The sequence below is a fragment of the Halomonas sp. DP5Y7-2 genome, assembly GCF_019802025.1.
Classification (GTDB): Bacteria; Pseudomonadota; Gammaproteobacteria; order Pseudomonadales; family Halomonadaceae; genus Halomonas; species Halomonas litopenaei_A.
This window is the reverse complement of sequence record NZ_JAHVHY010000001.1, coordinates 101,957-123,416: the sequence shown is the minus strand read 5'-3', so window position 1 is coordinate 123,416 and position 21,460 is coordinate 101,957. Positions and strand designations below refer to the sequence as shown.

The following is a 21,460-nucleotide window of genomic DNA, read 5'->3' as shown; positions in this document are numbered from 1 at the left end:
CGGCCATGAGGGGCATGGCCGCGGCGTCCTGCAACGACGCTGATGATGGCTGATGATGGATCAGCGACGATCTGGCGTGGGGGTGTCGATCGGGTGGCCAGGGTCGCTGTGCACCTCAGCCGATTGATGGGGGCGCCGGAAGGACTGCACAGGCATGTCTCGGGGACGCTCGCTGGGGGGAGCGGTTGGCGCGCCCGACGAGGGTAGCTGACTCTCGATGTGTAGATCGGCGACGACCCTGGGGGGGCGTGTCTCACTGGGTACCAGCAGAAGCCCGGCGCGGGCCAGGCGGCGGCCGATGGTCAGGCTGGAGCTCCAGCGCACCAGCGGAGCCGCCAGCACCAGGCCGAGCCAGACGGGCGTCAGCCAGAGAAAGAAGCTCGGAGTGTAGGCCCAGGTGACAAGAGCCCACACCGCACCAATCAGCGACCACAGCCAGGTATGGCGGAAGGCTTCCCGCCAGGGCAGTGCCCGCCCCTCTCGGGATAGCGGGTCCCAGGCAACGGTACGACCGGTCAGCACCTGGATCACGAAACGGCTGTGGAAGACCATCATCAGCGGTGCGATCAGCATGGCGAACAGGGTCTCCACCAGCATGCTCAAGACCAGTTTTGGGCGTCCCCCGTAGCCCTCTGGATCCCGCATGAGACCAAGTATCAGTCCCAGCACCTTGGGCATCAGCAGCATGCCCAAGGTGCCGATCAACAAGGGAATGATCAGGTTGGGCGGAGCGATGGGCCAGTCAGGGAACAACTGCGAGCTGGCGGTGAAGAAGTTCGTGGGAACGAGCGCCCTGATCAGCGCATCGATGGTACTGATGACCAGGATCGCCAGCCACACCAGCGACGACAGGTAGGCCAGCGCGCCGAAGAAGAAGTGCAGACGGCTCAGCACATGCAGGCCATGGCCATTCAGCAGGCGCAGATGCTGCAGGTTGCCCTGTACCCAACGTCGATCACGCTTGGCATAGTCGAGAATGTGGCTGGGCATTTCCTCATAGCTGCCGCCCAGGTCGGTGCGCATGCGCACCTGCCAGCCGGCCCGGCGCAACAGCGCTGCCTCGACAAAGTCATGACTGAGGATATCGCCACCCAGGGGCGGCTTGCCGGGGAGCTCGGGAAGGCCACAGGCGTCGGTGAACGCGTCCACCCGAATGATGGCATTGTGGCCAAAATAGTTGGCTGCGGTGGCGTGCCAGAAGCTCAGCCCTGCCGCCAGCATGGGCGAGTAGAGCGCGGCAGCGAATTGATTGCAGCGCCCGAACAGACTTTGCTGGCGCACGGGAATGGGCACCGTCTGCAGTAGCCCCAGCCGAGGATTGGCCATCATCTCGTCGATGAGCTCGACCACCGTGGTCCCGCTCATCAGGCTGTCGGCGTCGACCACCAGCATATAGTCGTAGTGGCTGCCCCAGCGGGTGCAGAAGTCGCTCAAGTTGCCTGCCTTGCGCCCTGCGTTGCTGTCCCGGTGGCGATAGTGCAGCCGGCAGTGGCCCTCGAGTCGCTGCTGCAGCGCTGCCATGGCGGCCTTTTCTTCCGCCACGACGGCGTCGTCGGTGCTATCGCTGAGCACGAAGGCCTCGACGTCGATGCCCTCCGGCAGCTCGCCAAGGTCCATGCAGGTCGTCTCGAGCCCAGCCGCTACCCGGGCCACGTCCTCGTTGTGGATCGGCATGACCAAGGCGGTGCGAGAGCGAGAGCCGGCGGGCCTCATCGCCCCGGCGCCACGCCGCTTGAGGCTCAAGGGGTCACGCCCAGTGAGGTGAAGCACAAACCCGATCACGGCGCTCCAGAAGGCCATGGTGATCCAACCGAAGGTAATCGCAAACAGTCCCAGGATGGCCATTTCCAGGGGAGTGATGCCCTCGACATACAGGATCTTGAACATGGTCCAGACACCCAGCGCGGTGGTGGCGGCAATGGCCATGCCGACCAGCGTTCTGCGCCATCGGGGCCAGGGGACTTCCGGGGTATGCTCGTTCATCGGGGACTCCAGATGCTGTTCCAGGTTTCGCTCAGGCGCTGGTCGCGCAGCATCAAGGTCAGGCGCAGGTCTGCCGGCGTATCGCCATCAGGCAGCAGCTTGAAGCTGGCCCGCCAGGTGTCTCCATCGGGCAGTGCTGTCACCTTGGCTTCCGTCGTTTCGCCACTGGACGTGGTCAGGTGCACGCTGACCGGCTGGCTCGCATCGAGACCCTCGAGCTCGCCGCCGCGGAAGTCGATGATGAACTGCCTGAGCTGTTCGTCGGGGGGATTGCTCTGACCGGGAATGCCACCCCAGCCCTGGCGTGACCTGACGACCCGCGCCAGGGGTTCCTCCATGGGGGTGTCAGCGAAGGTCCAGGTCTGATACCGATAGGTGCGTGACTCTCCCGCCTTGAGGGGCGAGGAGGGGACCCAGTAGGCCGTGATATTGTCGTGGGCCTCGCTGTCGGTCGGAATTTCGATCAATTCCACGTGGCCTTCTCCCCAGTCGCCAGCGGGCTGTACCCACTGACTTGGGCGGCGCTCGTAGCGGGCTTCCATGTCCAGATAGGCATCGAAGTGGCGCGGACGCTGGACCAGGCCGAAGCCCCTGGGAGAGGTATCCTGCAAGCCAGAGATCTGCAGGTCTGCGGGATTATCGAGCACGCGCCAGGTCCACTCGCCAGAACTGGTGGCCATCAGTAGCCCGCTGGAGTCATGCACGCGGATGCGATAGTCATCTTCTTCCTGCCGATCCATTTCGCCATGCAGGAACATACTGGTCAGAGGGGCGACCCCGAGCTTTTCGACATCGTTGCGGGCGAACAGTCGCGCTTCGGTGTCGACGACAGTGTTCTTGCCTGGCGCAATCTCGAAGCGGTAGGCCCCGGCCAGCGACGGGCTGTCCAGCAGCGCCAGAACCGTCATACGGTTGGCGTCAGCCTCAGGCTGGACCAGCCAGAACTCGCGGAAGGAGGGGAACTCTTCGCCCTGGGGCATGGCTGTATCGATCGCCAAGCCTCTTGCGGAGAGCCCGTAGCCCTGGTTTCTGCCCACCAGGCGGAAGTAGGAAGCGCCAAGGAAGACGGCAAACTCGTCGTCGACATCCGCTCGGTTGAGCGGGTAATGCAGACGGAAGCCGGCATAGCCCTGGTCGCTGAGATCCAGTTCGGCCAGCTCAGCAGCATCGTCGTCGTAGCGAAAGCGCTGCTGCTCGAAGGGCAGGGTGCGCACTTCGCCATCTTCGAGGAGATGGATATCGACCGGCTGGTCATAGAGAAAGCCGGGATGGAACAGCTCCACCTTAAAGTTGCCGTGATCGCGCCAAAGCGCCTGTTCATCGCGGTAGCGAATCTGCCGGTAGCGGTCGTAGCCCATCTCGGCCACGGCGTCAGGCAGTGTACTTTCTGGCGCTTCGTAGGGCGCTTCGGCCAGGGTTCTCGCCTGATCGGTCACCTGTTCGAAAAGGCTGTCGGCATCCACCGCCAGCGCGGGTGCGCTGACCAACATGCCGGCCAGTGCCCATGATGCAGCGGCCTTCCAGTGGAGGCAGCCGCGTCCACTGACGCGGGCTGAATCGGCTGGGTAGGCAGTGGGCGGTGTCGACCGTCCGCAGATGACTCGGGTGTTCACGTTCGCTCTCCTTGCGGCCTGATGGCACCGAACTGCCAGTGCTCTGTCAGGCGGAACCAGTGGGACGTTGGGCAGTGGCCGTCGGGACCTGTCACGGCTATCGCGGAGCCATCACGGTCAGCCGCGGATCGCCGTGATACGTGACCATCGCCGCGACTGCCGTTGCGGCGATGGTCGAGAGACGGTCAGCCAGCAGGTCGCGTGTCTCACTTTGCCCATATTTGTGCTGAAACGGCTATCCATGCTCTTCACACTCTAGCCTATTGTCTGATGGTAAAGATGCAATAGATGGGTTCTACCTGCCTTTGAGAGGAGGTGGAAAGTGAGGTTCCGTGTCGTCTTCTGGCGACAAAATTGCGAAGAAATGTATCCCTACGGATACATGCCGCAGGGGCAACGGCAGGAGAGAAGGTGTAGGGGAAGGGACTGATCCGGCGGGTAAGGTGCGAGGCAGCAGGGGCGCCCGCGTTGGCGAGTGTCGGCTCGGCTGCGGCAGATGGCTACCACAGCCAGCTGTCTACCCGAGGCGGCGGCAGCCGCCGGTGTAGCGCGCGCCAGCCGATGATGCAGCGAATCACGAACCAGGCACTGACCAGCAGTGGTGGCAAGGCCAGGCCGATGACCAGAACCGTCAGCACCGCCGCGGCGGCCGCATACACCAGGCCGATCCAGAAGGTTCGAATCAGGTAGTGATAGTGGGCCCGAAGCCACGGCGGGGCGTCCTTGCGATACACGTAGGCCACGATCAGCGCGATCAGCAGGGTCAGGAACCCGGTGACCAGGCCCGCCAGGTACATCACGTACAAGGCGTGCCCTACATGGGTGTCGCGGGAGATCGAGTCCTGAGGACGCGTCACTTCATGTTCCTCGAACTGTAAAGCCGGTGGCGGCGGAAGTCGGGATCGCCGCGCTGCTCTTCCAGGGTCTTGGTGAAGCGCTTGTACTCCCATTGGTACTGGGCGGGTTCGAGCGCGATGACCTCTTCGATGCTGGCATTGACACCGGTACAGGAGGTCGTCTCGTCGGCATCGTAGACTCGCTCGTCGGCGGCCAGGAAGTGCAGGGCAAACCCTCGCCCGGGTAGGCGCAGGGCGACGCCTGTCACCACCCGTGCTTCGGTGCGTCCCACCAGCTTTGGCAGCAGGGTGGCGGTATAGGCCGGGCGTCCGAAGAAGGGAGCAAAGACACCGCTGCCCCAGCTGGGCTCCTGGTCTGGCAGGATGCCGACGGCCTCGCAGCGCTTCAGCGCCTTGAGCAGGGCGGCGACCCCTCTTGGATTGGTCGGCACAAGGCTGGCGCCGCAGCGCTCACGCCCCGCACGGATGATGGGATCCAAGGGTGCCAGCTTGGGCGGCTCGTACATAGCGGTGAAGGGAAAGTGGCTGGACAGCCAGAAGTTGAGCACTTCCCAGTTGCCAAAGTGAGGCGCCAGGATGATGACCCCCTTGCCTTCGGCGCGGGCGTCATCCAGCAAGGCCCGGCCATGCACCTCGACGATGCTGTCAGCCACGCGCTGCGGGTCGCCTTGCCAGGAGAAGCCGAGCTCGAGCATGGTGGCGGTCGAGTGCGTGAGGCTGTCGCGAGCCAGCGACTCCCGCTGCTGCGGGCTGGCGTCGGGGTAGACAACCTCCAGATTCAGCCGAGTGACCGCGCGTTCGCGCTTGAGCAAGGGGTACGCCAGGCTGACGAGAACGCGGCTCAGCCGCCACAGTGAGGCGGGTGAGCAGTGCGACAGGAGGGTCCACAGGCGAGCGACGGCAAAGGCCTGCAGACGTTGTTGCCAGGGGAGTTGCATGATCAGATCAGCCAGCTTTCCAGGTTGTCCGGGGCACGCTTTTCCTGCAGGGCCTTGAAACCCTTCACACAGCGGACGATCAACCATACCGCCAGCGCCAGCAGCAACGGCAGCCCGATCAGGACGAAGGTCAGCAGGGAGGCGACGACCGCATAGACCAGTCCGATCCAGAAGGTGCGGATCTGGTAGCGATAATGCTGGTCCAGCCAGGCGGGGCCCTTGCCCTTGTACACATAGGCGATGACCACGCCGATCACGGCGGTGAAGCCGGTGACCAGGTTGGCCAGCAGCAAGGCGTAGCCGACCATGGCGATGGTGGTGTCGGCGCCAAAGCCCTCCGGCTCGGGGGGCGTGACGTGGGGAGACTGGGGCTCGAGGTCGCGCTGGCTCATCCGTGTTCCTTTCTGTGCATGTAAAACGGCTTCGCTATGATACCCAGCCTGTGCCGCAATGCCATGATGAACGGGGGAGATTCGTCGCTGGATCTTACTCGTTCCTCGGCCTCATCCCGCTCTAGACCTCACCGTGCTCCTGGGGTTCTCGCAGTGGGCGGCAGATCTCCAGCAGGTTGCCGTCGGGGTCTCTCAGGTAGAGCGACTCGATCTTGCCGGTGGCGCCCTGACGAGTCACCGGACCGAGCTCGATATCGACCGACAGTGCCTCCAGGTGTTGCTGGACGTCAGCAAGGGGCAGCTGGCTCTTGAAACAGATATCGAGGCTGCCGGGCGTCGGTGTGGCGGCGCGCGGGTGGACGTCGGTCGCGGTCCAGTGCAGACGCAAGGCCAGCTCGCCCAGCATCAGGTCGACACGTTCACGGTCTCGGTAGCGGACATCGAGTCCAAGCACGCGCGTGTAGAAGTCAACGGCGCGGGAAATATCGGTCACGGTGATGACCAGGTGATCAAGACCTGACAGCATGCCTTTCTCCACAAGTGAATCAAGCCTCAGAGAATACGACGATGCCGAGCTGTCCGCTATGCACAAACCCGACGACCCAGCATTTTCATTGGGACGGACAGCGCGACTACTTCCGCTGTCCGCGCTGTGACCTGATTGCCGTGCCGTCGGCTCAGCGTCTGGCGCCAGCCGCGGAAAAAGCGATCTACGACCAGCACGACAACCGCCCCGACGATCCCGGCTATCGGCGTTTCCTGGGACGGCTGTTCGGTCCCTTGAGCGAACGATTGCCTGCCGGGGCAAGTGGGCTGGATTTTGGCGCTGGCCCTGGCCCCACGCTGTCACTAATGTTCGAAGAGGCCGGCTTTTCGATGCGGATTCACGATCCCTACTACCACCCCTTCCCGCAGTGGGCAGAGGCGGAGTACGACTTCATCACGGCCACCGAGGTGGCTGAACATCTGTACGCCCCCGGTGAGGTACTGGCCAGTCTGGTGCAACGCCTGCGTCCCGGTGGCTGGCTGGGGTTGATGACCAAGCGCACACCGGATGACTTTGCCGGCTGGCACTATATCCGCGACCCTACCCATGTGGTGTTCTTCAGTGACGCGAGCTTTCGCTGGTTGGCCAAGCGGCTGGGCGTCACGCTGGAACTGGTGGGCTCGGATGTCGCGTTGCTGCAGCGGCCAGCGCGCTGACGTGGCTGTAATTTGTGCTTTGTCAACAAGGCGTTGCAGGAGCTCTGCAAAAGCGGCTCGAAAGCCGTTGACAGACGGACAAACGGGGGTATATTCGCCGCCCAAGAGTCGTCAATAACGCACCGCGACGGACGGACTCGATATGCCATCACTCACCCGCCGTCGTCGTCCGCGTCGTCCGCATCGCTGGAGCCCAGACCTGTCATGTCTCCTCAGCTTCTGGCCATGGCTCTGCCCCCTGTTCTAGGGCTGTTCATCCTTGGTATCGGCAATGGTTTTCTGTCGTCGCTGATTACCCTGCGGCTCGATGCTGCCGGGGAATCCCCGGTCGTGGTCGGCTGGGTATCTGCCGCCTATTTCATTGGCCTTGGGCTGGGGGCGCTGTTCAACGATCGCCTGCTGCTGGCCATTGGCCATATCCGCGCTTACGGCAGCTTTGCCTCGTTGGTCGCCGTGACCGTGCTGCTGCAAGGCTTGATGCTGGACCCGGTGGCCTGGTTCGGCTTACGTCTGATCGGTGGCTGGGCCACGGTGGGGGTCTTCCTGGTCATCGAAAGCTGGCTGCTGGCGTCCGGTGACTCCCAGGTTCGCGGTCGCCTGCTGGCGCTCTACATGATCGCGCTTTACGGCTCTGGCGTGCTCGGGCAGCTGTTGCTTGGCGTGACCCAGAACCTGGGGGACACCGCACCGTTCATGGTGGTGGGGGCGCTGGCTTCACTGTCGGTGCTGCCGATGGCGATGATTCCCCGCGTGACCCCGCTTCTGGACAAGATCGAACCCCTATCGCCGTTCCGGCTGATGGTGTTGACGCCGACAGGGGTCGTGGGGGCGTTTGGCTCTGGCATGCTGGCCGCTGCCGTCTATTCGCTGCTGCCGCTATACCTTCAGCGCAACGGTTTTGGCGTCGCGGATGTTGGCCAGCTGATGGCGGTCACGGTGCTGGGCGCCATGTTGCTTCAGTACCCGGTCGGACGCTGGTCTGATCGTCATGACCGGCAGACCGTGCTGATTCTTATCGGGATCTTCTGTCTGGCGATCTCACTGACGGTGCTGTTGGTGCCGTTGCCTTCCTGGGGGCTTGCGGCGCTGCTGTTCCTGCTCGGGGGTGGGGTGTTCTCGCTGTATCCGGTGTCCGTCGGTCACTCAGCTGACCGCGCCCCGGCCGGTGCCCTGGTGCCGATGAGCCAGGGACTGCTGCTGATCAGCGCGCTGGGCTCGTCGGTGAGTCCGCCTCTGATCAGTCCGGTCATGGCTGCGCTTGGCGACACGGCGCTGTTCATGTCCTTTGGTGCCTTGGGAGCTGCCCTGGTGCTGTTCTTCGCCTGGCGTCGTCTGGTGCGTCCTGCTCCGGTGCCTGTGGTGCCGTTCTCTGCGGCCACCCCGCTGTCCTCGGTGGGCGCGGAGCTGGTGGTCACCGACGAGTGGGTGCAAGGCGCCAAGGAGCACGAGCACATGGAAGACTTGTCAGACGTGGTGCCTGACGTGGATGTAGCCGAGCCTATCGTCGGGCCCCCGGTCGAAGAGGGACAGTACGTGGCCTACTTTGACGACGCCGGCTTCCACGATGGGGTGCTGCATCATCACGAGGCCACCGAGGCCGTCGATGAGCACGAGTCCGAAGCGGTCAAGGACACGACGGGGCCGGAAGCAACGTCCAGCGATCCGTCCACCGGCCATCCAACGGCGTCAGACTCTGCCTGCGGCAAGGCCAGCGGCACCTGACGTTCGGCGCCTGCGCTAGCGTGGGTGTCATCCGCCGCCCTTCGTTTCCCACTCAGCTATCTGAAAGACCGCGGGGGTGAAAGACGGCGGGGGTGAAACACGGCGGGGGTGAAACACGCCGGGGGGAGAGACGGCGCGGGGGTGGTCATTGCTCGAACAGCAGCTTGAACAGGGCGCGCCGCACTGCCGGCGTGGCCTGCTGGCGCGCATAGGCGAGCAGCAGGTCGTGGTGGTTGGGGTGGCGGGCGTTGCGGACCAGAATCTTGCGAGCTTGCTGAACAGGGGTGGTAGTCATGGGCGTTCCTCCGGGGACAAGGCCCATCGTGGGCCCTGGCATGGGAGGTAGTCGTCGCGAGGGACCTATCCTTGACGTTGCGCCCTGTGCTGCAACGCTAACAGGGCGGACAGGGCCCGCCACAGCGCCCCTGCGGCGGGTGATGGGTGATCAGTCGCTGTTCCCGTCGGCTGTCCTGTCCAGCTGTGCACGCCAATCCATGATGCGCTTGAAGCGCTCTTCCTGGCCGTAGTCAGACGGCTGATAGAACGCCTGAACGGGTAGCTCCTCCGGCCAGCAGTCGTGCTGGCTACCCGCTGGGTATCCGTTGGGTTCATTGTGGGCATAGCGGTAGCCGTCGCCATGGCCGAGGGACGCCATCAGTTTGGTCGGTGCGTTACGCAGGTAGGTGGGCACCTCCAGGCGTGGTTGTGACGCGACGAATGCCTGCGCCTTTTTCCAGGCCTGGTCGATGGCGTTGCTCTTGGGCGCCACCGCCAGGTGGATCGCGGCATGGGCGATAGCGCGCTGTCCCTCGTAGTCTCCCAGGCGCAGATAGGCGTCCCACGCCGACATCACCAGGGGCAGGCAGCGCGGATCGGCATTGCCGACGTCCTCCGAGGCAATCGCGGCCAGTCTGCGCACCACATCAAGAGGGTCACCACCGCCCTGAATGAACCTCGCCATGTACAGCAGGGCAGCATCTGGACGGGAAGATCGCACGGACTTGTGGATGGCCGACAACAGGTCATAGTAGGCATCTCCCTGCTTGTCGAAGGCGCTCGCCGTGTGGCCGATAACGTCGTCGAGCACCCCGGCCTCAAGCCGTTCTCCCGGGCCCTGGGGCGCGCTGAAGGGAACGGTGAAATCGCAGGCGGTCTCGAGCAGGCCTAGGGCGCGGCGTGCGTCGCCCGCGGCGGCCCTGGCCAGGGTGGCCAGTACCTCATCGTCGACCTGGATATTGCGCTGGCCAAGGCCTCGCTGTGTATCGCTCAGCGCTCGGCGCATCACCTGGATCAGGGCGTCGTCATCCAGGGCCTTGAGCACATGGACTCGCGCTCTGGACAGCAGCGCCGAATTGACCTCGAAGGACGGATTCTCCGTGGTGGCGCCAATCAGCGTCAGCAGGCCTGACTCCACGTGGGGCAGCAAGGCATCCTGCTGGCTCTTGTTGAGGCGGTGAATCTCATCCAGAAACAGCACCGTGGTCTGGCCTTGTCCCTGGGCCGCCCGGGCCCGCTCGACGACCTCGCGAATGTCCTTGACCCCAGCCATCACCGCAGACAGGTGTTCCAGGCGTGACTGGGAGGCGTGGGCCAGGATGTCTGCCAGGGTGGTCTTGCCGACTCCCGGGGGGCCCCACAGGATCATCGAGCGAATTTGTCCGGCTTCCACCATGCGTCGCAGAGGCTTGCCCGGGCCCACCAGCGATGGCTGTCCCAGGTAGTCGTCGAGGGTTCTCGGGCGCATGCGCCAGGCCAGCGGCGCTGCGTCTTCCTGGTGGGCCTGTTGAAACATGTCCATCGCCGACTCCTGCTCAAATGGAAAAATGCGCCAGAGGTTAATGCTTAGGCGGATTGTAAGAAATCGTTCATTACTTATGTGGTGGAATTCGTCGGGCAGAAACGTGATTATGCGTCTAGGGTGATACATTCCGGTGTGTGATCGATCCGGAACCTGATCCGAGAAGGCCAGTCTAAGCTAGGGTGCCTTCAGCTCACGCTGACCACAGGAGGTTTCCGTCATGCCCATGCTAAAGCAACTGCGACGGGATCACGCCAACATGGCGCGCATACTGCACGTCCTGCAACTCAAGCAAAAGACCCTCGCTCAGGGAGAGCGGCCCAATTTCCAGCTTGTCAGGGAGGTGGTCGATTACATTCTCGACTACATGGCAGGCTTCACGCTGCCGCTGGAACAGATCTGCACCGATCGCCTCAGGGAGGTGGCGCCCGCCAGCGAAGACATCGCCGAGCGCCTCTCCGGAGACTACCGCAAGCTCAAGGCAAGGCTCTCCCGCCTGTCTCGCGACATCGACATGATTCTGATGGACGTCGCTGTTCCCATGGACCAGTTCTCCAGCGACCTGCGCGACTACCTCGACAGCCACCGGACCTACCTGCGCCAGGAGCGAGAAGAGCTGTTTCCGCTGATCAGCGAGCACTTCTCTGACGAGGACCTCGAACGGCTGGCGCATGCCTTGCCGGAACACGCCACCTCTGAGCTCGAGAGGCTGCAGGGGGCCTACCCTGAACTCTACGCAGAGCTCAGGGAAGAACCCATGCCGGCCTGACAGTCGGTGCGCCCGCAACCTTCCATCTGACACGTCACTCCAGGGTAAATGGCGGTAACGGCGGTGGCGCTTGACTCGCGCGGCTGCTGACTCCGCTGCATCCTCTCGGGTAGAATGGCGCCATGATGATCATGGCGCCATATCCTGTGTCTGCTCCCGTTCAATATCTTCTTCGTCGCCGTACCAAGGGCCCATCGTCGCCGAGGATGAGCCTTCGTGTGATCGTTGATGGCGTGGGGGACTGATGGCGGGTCCTGTACTGGTTTTCGACTCAGGGGTTGGCGGGCTGTCGGTGGTTCGGTCGCTGCGCCAGCACCTGCCCGAGACAGCAATGGCGTATTGCTGTGACAACGCCATGATGCCCTATGGCATCCGCCCTGATGACTGGCTGGTCCAGCGTATCGTTGCGGTGTGTGCTGCCGCCGTCGACGCGACCTCTGCAGATACCCTGGTGGTGGCCTGCAATACCGCCAGCACGCTGGCGCTCAACGAGCTTCGTGAACGGCTTGCGCTGCCCGTGGTGGGTACCGTACCCGCCATCAAGCCTGCCGCTTTGACATCACGCAGCGGCTGTCTGGCGTTGTTGGCCACCAGTGCGACGGTATCAAGGCCGTACACGCAGCGACTGATCGATAGCTACGCCCCTCATTGTCGGGTAAAGAAGGTCGCCGCTGATGCGCTGGTGACCCAGGCTGAGCACCAGCTGGCAGGGCGAGCGGTGGATATTGAGGTGGTGCGTCACGCCCTGGCGCCGCTGATCGACGATCCGCTGGTGGATACGGTCGTGCTCGGCTGTACTCATTTTCCCCTGCTGTTGCCTTGGCTGGACGAGGTCATGCCGCGAGCCATCACCTGGATCGACTCGGGGGACGCCATTGCCCGGCGCACGGTTCAAGTGATGCAGCAACCTGATGCGCGCCAGGGAGCGCAGTGCGCCTGGCTGACCGCATCGTCGCCGGCGCTGGAGCCTGGGCTGTCGCGCTTTGGTTTCGACGCGGTTCGCCAGCTGCCGACGGTGTAAAGCGTCTGCCTGAGGTGGAGCCTGTGCGTGCCAGCCTTGAGGCTGCCCAGCAGGCCTGGCCGGGTCCGGCAGCGCTGGGCCGGGTTGCGCTGGGTCGGATAAAGCTGAGCCGGACATCCTATGTCATCTTGATGTCCCCCTGATGTCGCCCTGATGCCGTCTTGATGTCGCCTTGGTCGCTGCTCGTTCTGGCAGTTCTTTATGACAGCTCTTTATGACAGCGCTTTATGACAGCTCGTTATGACGGTTCTTGCTGACAGCGCTTGCTGCCGACGCTGTCTGTCTACCCTGTTTTTCTCTGGTTTCTCTACTATCCAATGTTTGTTGCGGAGTCATTGTGGCCATACCTGTTGTTGACCCTGAACGCTATACCGAACAGCTAGACGCCAAGCGCGAGCGCCTGGAAGCTCAGTTTGCCCGCTTCTCGCCGCCGGCCCTCGAGGTCTATTCGTCACCGCCGAGCCACTATCGCCAACGCTGCGAGTTCAGGGTGTGGCACGAAGGGGATGATCTCTACTATGTGATGTTCGAGGTCAATCCCGACGATCCTTCTGACAAGGCGCTGGTGCGTATGGATCAGTTCGCCGTGGCCAGCGAGCGGATCAACGCCCTGATGCCAGCCCTGCTGGATGCCATACGCGACAACCCGGTGATGCGACGCAAGCTGTTTCAGGTCGAGTTTCTCTCGACGCTGGCGGGGGAAACCTTGGTCAGCCTGATCTACCACCGCCCGCTGGAGGACGACTGGGAGGCGGATGCGCGCGCGCTGGAGCAGGCGCTTGGAGTGATGATCATCGGCCGATCGCGCAAGCAGCGTATTGTGCTGACGCGCGATCACGTGTGGGAGCGTCTGGAGGTGGATGGCCGTACCCTGCACTACCAGCAGGTCGAAAACAGCTTCACCCAGCCCAATGCACAGATCTGCTCCGCCATGCTGAGCTGGGCCCGCGATGTCACCGCCGGGAGCCAGCACAGTGACCTGGTAGAGCTCTATTGCGGCAATGGCAACTTCACCATCGCGCTGGCCGAGAACTTCCGTCGGGTCCTCGCCACCGAGATTTCGCGCACATCAGTGGCCAGTGCCAAGGTCAATCTGGAGGCCAACCAGGTGACCAACGCCGTCGTCGCCCGGATGTCTGCCGAGGATTTCTCGGCTGCGCTGAAAGGGGACAAGGGCGGACGACGTGTCGACGAAATGGCCCTGGACGGCTATGACTTCTCGACAGTGCTGGTCGATCCCCCGCGGGCCGGCCTGGACGCCGACAGCTGCGCACAGCTGAGCGAGTATCAGCGTATCGTCTATATTTCCTGCAACCCTGACACCCTGGCCGACAATCTTGAACAGCTGACCCAGACCCATGATGTGGTGAGGTTTGCTCTGTTTGACCAGTTTCCTTTCACCCATCATTGTGAATGTGGCGTACTGCTGGAGCGCCGCTAGCACCAAGGCGCAAGCTGAGGCCGCTGTCAAGACCGATGCGCAACCGTCATGCTCCATGAGAAGGCGGGCATCTGGATGGGGGAGAGGAAGGGATTGCCGTAAGCTTGGCGACCATGCACTACGCTCGTCATAACCGTTCAACTGGCCACAGTGAAGTGGCCGCCGCCAACCGAGGTGAGGATGTTACACGTCGCACAGGATGACAGTCGCGAAGATCTGCTGAAGCAGCTCGAGGAAAGGCTCGAGGGGCGACTCGATCAGGACAAGGCCGGCCAGGTGAGTAACTTCGCTCGTCACTTCTACTCCACGATTCCGCTGGAAGATCTGACTGAGCGTCGCCTGGACGATCTCTACGGCGCCACTCTCTCGGTATGGCACTTTCTGCAGCAGTTTGATCCTGCCTCGCCCAAGGTCAAGGTGATGAACCCTGACTTCGAGGAGCACGGCTGGCAATCGACCCACACCTTCGTGGCCGTGTTGCATGAGGACATGCCGTTTCTGGTGGATTCCGTGCGTATCGAGCTGAATCGCCGTGGCATGACGGTGCATGCGATCCACAACTCGGTGCTGTCGGTGGCCCGGGACGAGCAGCACCGGGTGGTGCGCCTGGCGTCTCCGCGTGACAAGGACGCACCGGAGCAGCGCGAGTCGCTGATCGCCATCGAGGTCGACCGCCACTCCGATCCCGCCGAGCTGGCCGCCATCGAGCAGAGCCTGCAGGAAGTCTTGCAGGAAGTCCGCACTGCCGTGGCGGATTTCGAGCCGATGCGTGCGCGCATCCGCGAAGCCATCGATGAGCTGAACACCTGCTGCCCCGGACCGGTGAACAAGGACGACCACGCCGAGGCGGTGGCCTTCCTGGAGTGGATGCTGGAAGACAACTTTACCTTCCTGGGCTATGACGAATTCAGCGTCGATGGGTCCAATGGGGGGCAGAGTCTCAATCAAGTGGACGGCAGCGAACTAGGACTGTTCCGCCTGTCCGAGGCGCAGTATCGCCAGCGTATCCGCACCGACCAGGGGGTCGAGGGGGATCGTTACGTTCTGGTTCCGCAGCTGCTGTCCTTTGCCAAGAGCGCATTTCATGCGCGGGTGCACCGTCCGACCTACCCGGACTACGTCACCATCGATCGCTACGACGACCAGGGTAACGTGATCGGCGAGCGCCGCTTCCTTGGCCTGTTCACTTCCGGGGTGTACAACGACTCTCCGCGTCACATTCCGATCCTTCGGCGTAAGCTCAAGGCGGTCATGGACATTGCCGGCTTCAACCCCAAGGGCCATAACGGCAAGCAGCTGACGCAGATTCTGGAGGTCTATCCGCGCGATGACCTGTTCCAGATCGACACCGACGAGCTGGCGCAGACGGCACTGGGCATTCTCGACATCCGCGAGCGTCGCCGCGTGCGTCTGTTCATTCGCGAGGATCGCTTCGGCCAGTTCTACTCCTGCCTGGTGTTTGTGCCTCGTGATGTGTTCTCCACCGAGCTGCGACTGCGGCTGCAGCGGGTGCTGTGCGAGGAACTCGACGCTACCTTCGGTGACTTCAATACGTACCTGTCCGAGTCGGTGCTGGCACGTATCCAGTTCATCCTGCGCTTTAACGGAGAGGCGCCAAGCGACTACGACATCAAGGCGCTCGAAGAGAAGCTGGCCCGACTGGCTCGCAACTGGCGTGATGATCTGCTCAATGCGGCCATCGATGGATACGGCGAGGAACAGGCCAATCATCTGCTGGCCCGCTTCCGTGACGCTTTCCAGGCGGGTTACCAGGACGATTTCAGCGCCCGCACCGCGGTCTATGACCTGCAGCACATCGGCGAGCTCGACAACGGCAAGCCGCTGGCACTGTCGCTGTATCGGCTGATCGAAGAAGAGGGCAGCGGCGTCAATCTCAAGCTGTTCCACAAGGGCAGCCAGATTCCGCTGTCTGACGTGCTGCCGATGATGGAAAACCTTGGCCTGCGAGTGATCGGTGAGCGACCCTACGAGGTCGAAGCCGTGGATGCGAGCTACTGGATCCATGACTTCGATCTGGAGCATCACACGGCCACCGAGGTCAATCTGCAGGAGATGCGCAAGCCGTTTGTCGAGGCTTTCCAGCGTATCTGGGCCGGTGAGGCGGACAATGATCGCTTCAACCGCTTGATCATTGGTGCCAATCTGGATTGGCGCGAGGTCGCGATGCTGCGCTCCTATGCGCGCTACCTCAAGCAGATTCGCTTCGGCATCTCTCAGAATTTCATCGCCAATACGCTGGTCGCGCATCCGCACATCACCCGCGAGCTGGTGACCCTGTTCGAACTGCGCTTTGACCCAGAGGATCGTCCTGACGAAGGCGAGGTCGAGGCCTGCGTCGAGCGCATCAACACCCTGCTCGACGATGTGGCCAGCCTCAATGACGATCGTCTGCTGCGCCGCTATGTAGAGCTGATCATGGCGACGCTACGCACCAACTATTACCAGAAGACCGGCGAGGGCGGCTTCAAGGATTACCTGGCCTTCAAGCTGGAGCCGTCCAAGGTGACGGGCATGCCCAAGCCGCGCCCGATGTTCGAGATCTTCGTGTGTTCTCCCAGGGTCGAAGGGGTCCACCTGCGCGGTGGCAAGGTGGCCCGCGGCGGCCTGCGCTGGTCCGATCGCCACGAGGACTTCCGCACCGAAGTGCTGGGGCTGGTCAAGGCGCAGCAGGTCAAGAACTCGGTGATCGTGCCGGTCGGTGCCAAGGGCGGCTTTGTCTGCAAGCGCATGCCCGAGGGGGCCGATCGTGAAACGGTGCAGAAGGAAGGCATTGCCTGCTATCAGACCTTCATTCGCGCCTTGCTGGACGTGACCGACAACCTGGTCGGCGGCGAGGTGGTGCCGCCCCAGAACGTGGTGCGCCATGATGACGCCGACCCCTACCTGGTCGTGGCGGCGGACAAGGGCACGGCAACCTTCTCTGATATCGCCAACGAGATTTCCCTGGAGTACGGCCACTGGCTGGGCGATGCCTTCGCCTCCGGAGGTGCCAACGGCTATGACCACAAGAAGATGGGGATCACCGCCAAGGGGGCCTGGGAGTCGGTCAAGCGTCACTTCCGCGGTCTTGGGGTCGACACCCAGTCCGACGAATTCAGTGTCGTCGGTATCGGCGACATGGCGGGCGACGTGTTCGGCAATGGCATGCTGTTGTCCGAGACCATTCGTCTGGTCGGGGCCTTCAACCATCTGCATATCTTCGTCGATCCGACGCCGGACGCCGCGTCCAGCTTCAAGGAGCGCAAGCGTCTGTTCGAGCTGCCTCGCTCCAGCTGGCAGGACTACGACGAGAGCCTGATCTCCGAGGGCGGTGGCATCTTCTCCCGTGCGGCCAAGTCCATCAGCATCACGCCGCAGATGAAAGACGCCTTCGGTATTACCGAGGACAAGCTGGCACCCAATGACTTGATTCAGGCCATGCTGCGCTCCCGCGTCGACCTGATCTGGAACGGCGGCATTGGTACCTACGTCAAGGCCAGTACCGAAACCGATGCCGAGGTCGGTGACAAGGCCAACGACGTGCTGCGCATCAATGGCAATGAGCTCAACTGCAAGGTAGTGGGCGAGGGCGGTAACCTTGGCCTGACCCAGCGTGGGCGCATGGAAGCTGCCACTCGGGGTGTGCGGGTCAACACCGACTTCATCGACAACGCGGGCGGGGTCAACTGTTCCGACCACGAGGTCAACATCAAGATCCTGATCGATGAAGTGGTGGCCAACGGCGACATGACCGAGAAGCAGCGTAATCAGCTGCTGGCGGACATGACCGAGGAAGTCAGTGAGCTGGTGCTGACCGACAACTATCGTCAGACCCAGGCGCTGGATCTCTCCGAGCGTCTGTCGCTGCAGGGCATCGGTCCCTATCGTCGCTTCATCAGCGAGCTCGAAGCCGCAGGTCAGATCGACCGTGAGCTGGAGTTCCTGCCGTCCGACGAAGAACTTCAGGAGCGGGCCGCCAACGATCAAGGGATGGTGTTGCCGGAGCTGTCGGTGCTGATCTCTTACGCCAAGAGCACCCTCAAGGGCGATTTGATCGCCTCGGACGTGCCTGACGACGAAGTGATTGCGCAGCATGCCGCGCGGGCCTTCCCCCAGAGTCTGGTGGAGCGCTACCGTGACCAGGTGTTCAGCCATCGCCTCAAGCGTGAAATTGTCGCGACCCAGCTGGCCAACGATCTGGTCGACCATATGGGCATCGTGTTCACGCGCCGGTTGATCGACTCCACCGGGATGGGACGTGCCGATATTGCCCGTGCCTACGTGATTGCCCGAGACAGCTTCCAGTTGCCGAAGCTGTGGGAACAGATCGAGGCGCTGGACAACAAGGTGTCCACGGACATCCAGTACAGCATGATGCTGGACCTGATGCGGATGATCCGCCGGGCGTCACGCTGGTTCCTGCGTAACCGTTCTGGCCAGTCTGCCGCGGATTGCATCGAGTACTTTGCACCGCGCATCGCTCAGCTGCAGGAGAACATCGGCAAGCGCCTGCGCGGTGAAGACCTCGAGGCCTGGCAGGCGCGTCGTGATGAACTGGTCGCCGCAGGAGTGCCTGAGGCCCTGGCATCGACCGTCGCCGCCACCGATAGCCTGTACACGGCGCTGGGTATTATCCAGACCGCGCGCCAGGTCAACGAGAAGCCGCAGAAGGTGGCCGAGGTCTGCTACGAGATCGGGGCTCGCCTGGAACTTCCCTGGATGATCCAGCAGGTGACCGCTCTGCCGGTGAAGGATGGCTGGCAGTCCAAGGCCCGCGAGACCTTCCGCGACGATATCGAGCGTCAGCAGATGGCCTTGACCGCCAGCGTGTTGACCATGGAAAGCGGTGCGCGTGATACCGCCGGGCGTGTCGAGCAGTGGCTCAAGCATCATGAGTCGATGCACAAGCGCTGGTGTCGTCTGATCAACGAGGTCGAGAGTGGCGCCCAGGGCGGCTTCCCGCTGTTCGCCGTGGCTGTGCGCGAACTGGTCGACCTGGCAGAGAGCAACAGCGAGGTGTAACCGCCATCACCCGTGCGCCGTCGAGGGCATCACACTGATGCCCTCACTGCCGCTGCCTGTTGGCAGTCGTTATGGTAGACGGCTGATGGTAGACGGCTGATGGTAGACAGCTGATGGTAGACAACAAGAAGGGCGCCCCTCGGGGCGCCCTTCTTTAGTCATGGCCGTTGCTGGAATGCTGATATCAGCGGCAGCTGATGCTCCAGATCGCCTTGAACTCGGCACTATCGTCGTTCAGCGCGGCCAGGTTGGTGTCCTCGCTGACGGTGCCGCCTTCGACCATGGCCTCAGCGCGTTCGCGCTTCTCGGCGCTGGTGTTGGGACCCAGCACTTGCTGCTCTTCAATGATGAACTCATCACGATCCTGGGCCTCGCACTGCTCCAGTGCGCGTTCCTTGGCCTCTTCCAGCGCCTCCTGACGATCGTCGCCGAGTCCGGTGACGATGTAGTCGGTGCTCTGCTTTTCCATTGACGCGCTATCGCTGGCACAGCCAGCCAGGCCTACCAGAGAAGCGGCGCCCAGCACGAGCATCATGGAGCGGGTCTTGGTCATCATGCGGTCTCTCCTTTTTCCGTTCGGGACAGTGCAGACCGGCGCAATATCCGTGCGCCTTGATGACCATGCTAACGAATACAGCAATCAGCACAAGAGTAGAGAGATTGCGACGCTATATGTCGCGTAAAGGAGACAGATGGCTGCCGCGGGTAACGAGGCGGTGCTGGGCATGAATTCGCGGCGGGCGATACAGAGCTGAGGCCATCACCGGCCATCACCGGCCATCACCGGCAGAGAGGGGGCCGCGTGCCCCACCAAGCCAGCCATGGCTTGGTGGGGCGATGGGGGTTAGAGCAGGAAGATGGTCGCCAGACCCAGGAATGACATGAAGCCGATGACATCCGTGACCGTGGTCAGGATGACCGAGCCCGATAGGGCCGGGTCGATGTTCATGCGCTTGAGAATCAGCGGAATCACGATGCCGCAGACGCCGGCAGCCAGCATGTTGATCACCAGGGCGGCGGCGATGATGGCGCCAATGGCCATGCTCTTGAACCAGAGGACCGCCAGTACGGCGACTACCAGCGCCCACACCACGCCGTTGAGCAAGGCGATGCCGACTTCCTTTCTGAGCAGCCAGTTGCTGTTGGTCTTGCTTATCTGTCCCAGGGCCAGACCACGGATGGCCAGTGTCAGAGTCTGACTGCCGGCGATGCCGCCCATGCTGGCGACGATGGGCATCAGCACCGCCAGCGCGACCACCTTCTCCAGCGCATCTTCGAACTGCCCGATGACCCACGCCGCCAGGAAAGCCGTCAGCAGGTTGATGCCCAGCCACACGGCACGGCGTTTGGCGCTGGGCAACACCGGGGCGAAGAGGTCTTCCTCTTCATCCAGGCCGGCCATGTTCATCAGCGCCTGTTCGGAGTTTTCCTGGATGACGTCGACGATATCGTCGATGACGATACGGCCGAGCAACATCCCATCGTTGTCCACCACGGGTGCCGACGTCAGGTCGTGGGTCTGGAACAGGGTGGCGACGTCGCGGGCTTTCATATCCCCCTGGATGACGTCGACGTCGGCGTCCATCAGCTCGACCACCGACGTTTCCTGGTCGTGGGAGACCAGTCGGGCCAATGGCAAGACCCCAACGAAGTGGCCGATGCGGTCCACCACCATCAGGTTGTCGGTGTTGTCCGGAATCGACTCCTTCCAGCGCAGGAAACGCTGTACGGTTTCCAGCGTCACGTCCGAGCGCACCCCAATGGCGTCGGTGCGCATCAGGCGACCGGCGCTGTCTTCCTCGAACGACAGCGTCTCCTGCAGGCGTGTGCGCTGCATTTCGTCCATGGTACGCAGCATGTCCTCGGCCACCTGCTTGGGCAGGTCCTCGAACAGCTCGGCCAGGTCAGCGGTGTCCAGTGAGGCGGTGGCCGCCACGATCTCTTCTGGATCCATGTCCTCGATGAGGGTGCTGCGGACCTCATCGTGAACGTGCAGCAGTACTTCGCCATCGTCCTCTGATGGCACCTGTTCCCACAGCTTGATGCGCTCGCTCAGCGGCAGCGACTCAAGCAGCAGAGCTACCTCGGCAGGTTCGAGATCCTCGAGGACATCGGAGACTTCCTGCGAGTTTTCATCTTCCAGGGCCAGGTGGATGCGCGACAGCTGGCTTTCAAAGGTCTCGGTCACTTCTGTCATGGTCCCTCCCGGCATATGTTGCTGACTGACAAGGCAACGTTCGTGTCCTACGTTGATTGGGCAGAAGTCCTTTGCCACCAACGTGTGAATCAGGACACCAGTAGACCACAACTGTTTGCAAAGAAAAGGAGTTGCACATGGCCGGATCGAGCGAGGGCTATCATGAGCCGGTGGAAGAGCTGACGGCTCAGACCCGTGATTACCATCGCGCCATCGTGTCGCTGATGGAGGAACTGGAGGCGGTAGACTGGTACAACCAGCGCGTAGATGCCTGCAAGGACGATGATCTACGCAAGATCCTCGAACATAACCGCGATGAGGAGAAGGAACACGCTGCCATGACCCTGGAGTGGCTGCGTCGCAAGGATCCCGTCATGGACAAGTATCTGCGCGAGTTTCTGTTTACTGACGGCGATATCGGCCATTGAACGAGCGTTGATTGCCCCGGGGAGGAAAGCTCGCTGGGGCAAAATTCATGACCCTTGATGCAGGGCGTCGTCGTGA

The 21,460-nt window shown here is 62.6% G+C and carries 17 protein-coding genes; 7 read left to right on the top strand and 10 right to left on the bottom strand.

Annotated features, from left to right (window positions below; genetic code table 11):
- Positions 1 to 60: 60 nt before the first annotated feature.
- From mdoH to KUW18_RS00520, 6 genes are all read right to left on the bottom strand, one after another.
- Entirely contained in the window at positions 61 to 1,983 is a 1,923-nt protein-coding gene (mdoH, locus tag KUW18_RS00545; protein WP_222560552.1) for a glucans biosynthesis glucosyltransferase MdoH, read from the bottom strand.
- On the bottom strand, positions 1,980 to 3,596 hold the full coding sequence (locus KUW18_RS00540; protein WP_315900617.1) for a glucan biosynthesis protein: 1,617 nt from the start codon (positions 3,594 to 3,596) through the stop codon (positions 1,980 to 1,982). Before KUW18_RS00540 ends, mdoH begins: the two co-directional genes overlap by 4 nt.
- 500 nt (positions 3,597 to 4,096) lie before the next feature.
- Positions 4,097 to 4,453, bottom strand: coding sequence for a hypothetical protein (locus KUW18_RS00535; protein WP_315900616.1), 357 nt, complete (start codon positions 4,451 to 4,453; stop codon positions 4,097 to 4,099).
- Positions 4,450 to 5,391, bottom strand: coding sequence for a lysophospholipid acyltransferase family protein (locus tag KUW18_RS00530; protein ID WP_206942763.1), 942 nt, complete (start codon positions 5,389 to 5,391; stop codon positions 4,450 to 4,452). Before KUW18_RS00530 ends, KUW18_RS00535 begins: the two co-directional genes overlap by 4 nt.
- A gap of 2 nt (positions 5,392 to 5,393) precedes the next feature.
- The gene (locus KUW18_RS00525; protein ID WP_261395962.1) at positions 5,394 to 5,783 is read right to left on the bottom strand and encodes a DUF4870 family protein; all 390 of its coding nucleotides are present in this window, start codon (positions 5,781 to 5,783) and stop codon (positions 5,394 to 5,396) included.
- Between the two features lie 121 nt (positions 5,784 to 5,904).
- Positions 5,905 to 6,309, bottom strand: a complete 405-nt coding sequence (locus KUW18_RS00520) for a VOC family protein (protein WP_206942759.1) — start codon at positions 6,307 to 6,309, stop codon at positions 5,905 to 5,907.
- 41 nt (positions 6,310 to 6,350) lie between these two features.
- On the opposite strand from KUW18_RS00520, the gene KUW18_RS00515 reads away from it, so the two are divergent.
- Positions 6,351 to 6,986 carry a class I SAM-dependent methyltransferase gene (locus KUW18_RS00515; protein ID WP_222560551.1) on the top strand — a complete coding sequence of 212 codons (636 nt, stop codon included), beginning with the start codon at positions 6,351 to 6,353 and terminating at the stop codon, positions 6,984 to 6,986.
- Positions 6,987 to 7,190: 204 nt separating this feature from the next.
- Positions 7,191 to 8,708: an MFS transporter gene (locus KUW18_RS00510; RefSeq protein ID WP_222485622.1), complete on the top strand. Its 1,518-nt coding sequence runs from the start codon at positions 7,191 to 7,193 to the stop codon at positions 8,706 to 8,708.
- A 145-nt stretch (positions 8,709 to 8,853) separates the two neighbouring features.
- Here the strand turns inward: KUW18_RS00510 and KUW18_RS00505 are convergent, their stop codons facing one another.
- Both KUW18_RS00505 and KUW18_RS00500 read right to left on the bottom strand, forming a co-directional pair.
- Positions 8,854 to 9,003, bottom strand: coding sequence for a hypothetical protein (locus tag KUW18_RS00505; RefSeq protein WP_206942753.1), 150 nt, complete (start codon positions 9,001 to 9,003; stop codon positions 8,854 to 8,856).
- Positions 9,004 to 9,153: 150 nt separating this feature from the next.
- The gene (locus KUW18_RS00500; RefSeq protein WP_222560550.1) at positions 9,154 to 10,506 is read right to left on the bottom strand and encodes a replication-associated recombination protein A; all 1,353 of its coding nucleotides are present in this window, start codon (positions 10,504 to 10,506) and stop codon (positions 9,154 to 9,156) included.
- A gap of 226 nt (positions 10,507 to 10,732) precedes the next feature.
- Here KUW18_RS00500 and KUW18_RS00495 point away from each other — a divergent pair, with 226 nt between their 5' ends.
- The 4 genes from KUW18_RS00495 (at position 10,733) to KUW18_RS00480 (ending at position 18,759) form a co-directional block, all read left to right on the top strand.
- Positions 10,733 to 11,275, top strand: coding sequence for a hemerythrin domain-containing protein (locus KUW18_RS00495; protein ID WP_206943167.1), 543 nt, complete (start codon positions 10,733 to 10,735; stop codon positions 11,273 to 11,275).
- Positions 11,276 to 11,519: 244 nt separating this feature from the next.
- The gene (murI, locus tag KUW18_RS00490) at positions 11,520 to 12,296 is read left to right on the top strand and encodes a glutamate racemase (RefSeq protein ID WP_222560549.1); all 777 of its coding nucleotides are present in this window, start codon (positions 11,520 to 11,522) and stop codon (positions 12,294 to 12,296) included.
- Between the two features lie 337 nt (positions 12,297 to 12,633).
- Entirely contained in the window at positions 12,634 to 13,737 is a 1,104-nt protein-coding gene (gene trmA, locus KUW18_RS00485) for a tRNA (uridine(54)-C5)-methyltransferase TrmA (protein WP_222560548.1), read from the top strand.
- A gap of 180 nt (positions 13,738 to 13,917) precedes the next feature.
- Positions 13,918 to 18,759 (top strand): NAD-glutamate dehydrogenase, encoded by a 4,842-nt coding sequence (locus tag KUW18_RS00480; RefSeq protein WP_222560547.1) that lies wholly within the window; start codon positions 13,918 to 13,920, stop codon positions 18,757 to 18,759.
- Positions 18,760 to 18,943: 184 nt separating this feature from the next.
- Here the strand turns inward: KUW18_RS00480 and KUW18_RS00475 are convergent, their stop codons facing one another.
- Together KUW18_RS00475 and mgtE are read right to left on the bottom strand one after the other, a co-directional pair.
- A complete protein-coding gene (locus tag KUW18_RS00475) occupies positions 18,944 to 19,315 on the bottom strand; it encodes a hypothetical protein (RefSeq protein ID WP_206942744.1) in 372 nt (123 codons plus the stop codon).
- A 288-nt stretch (positions 19,316 to 19,603) separates the two neighbouring features.
- Positions 19,604 to 20,956, bottom strand: a complete 1,353-nt coding sequence (gene mgtE / locus KUW18_RS00470) for a magnesium transporter (protein WP_206942742.1) — start codon at positions 20,954 to 20,956, stop codon at positions 19,604 to 19,606.
- A 137-nt stretch (positions 20,957 to 21,093) separates the two neighbouring features.
- On the opposite strand from mgtE, the gene KUW18_RS00465 reads away from it, so the two are divergent.
- On the top strand, positions 21,094 to 21,384 hold the full coding sequence (locus KUW18_RS00465; protein WP_206942740.1) for an encapsulin-associated ferritin-like protein: 291 nt from the start codon (positions 21,094 to 21,096) through the stop codon (positions 21,382 to 21,384).
- Positions 21,385 to 21,460 lie beyond the last annotated feature (76 nt).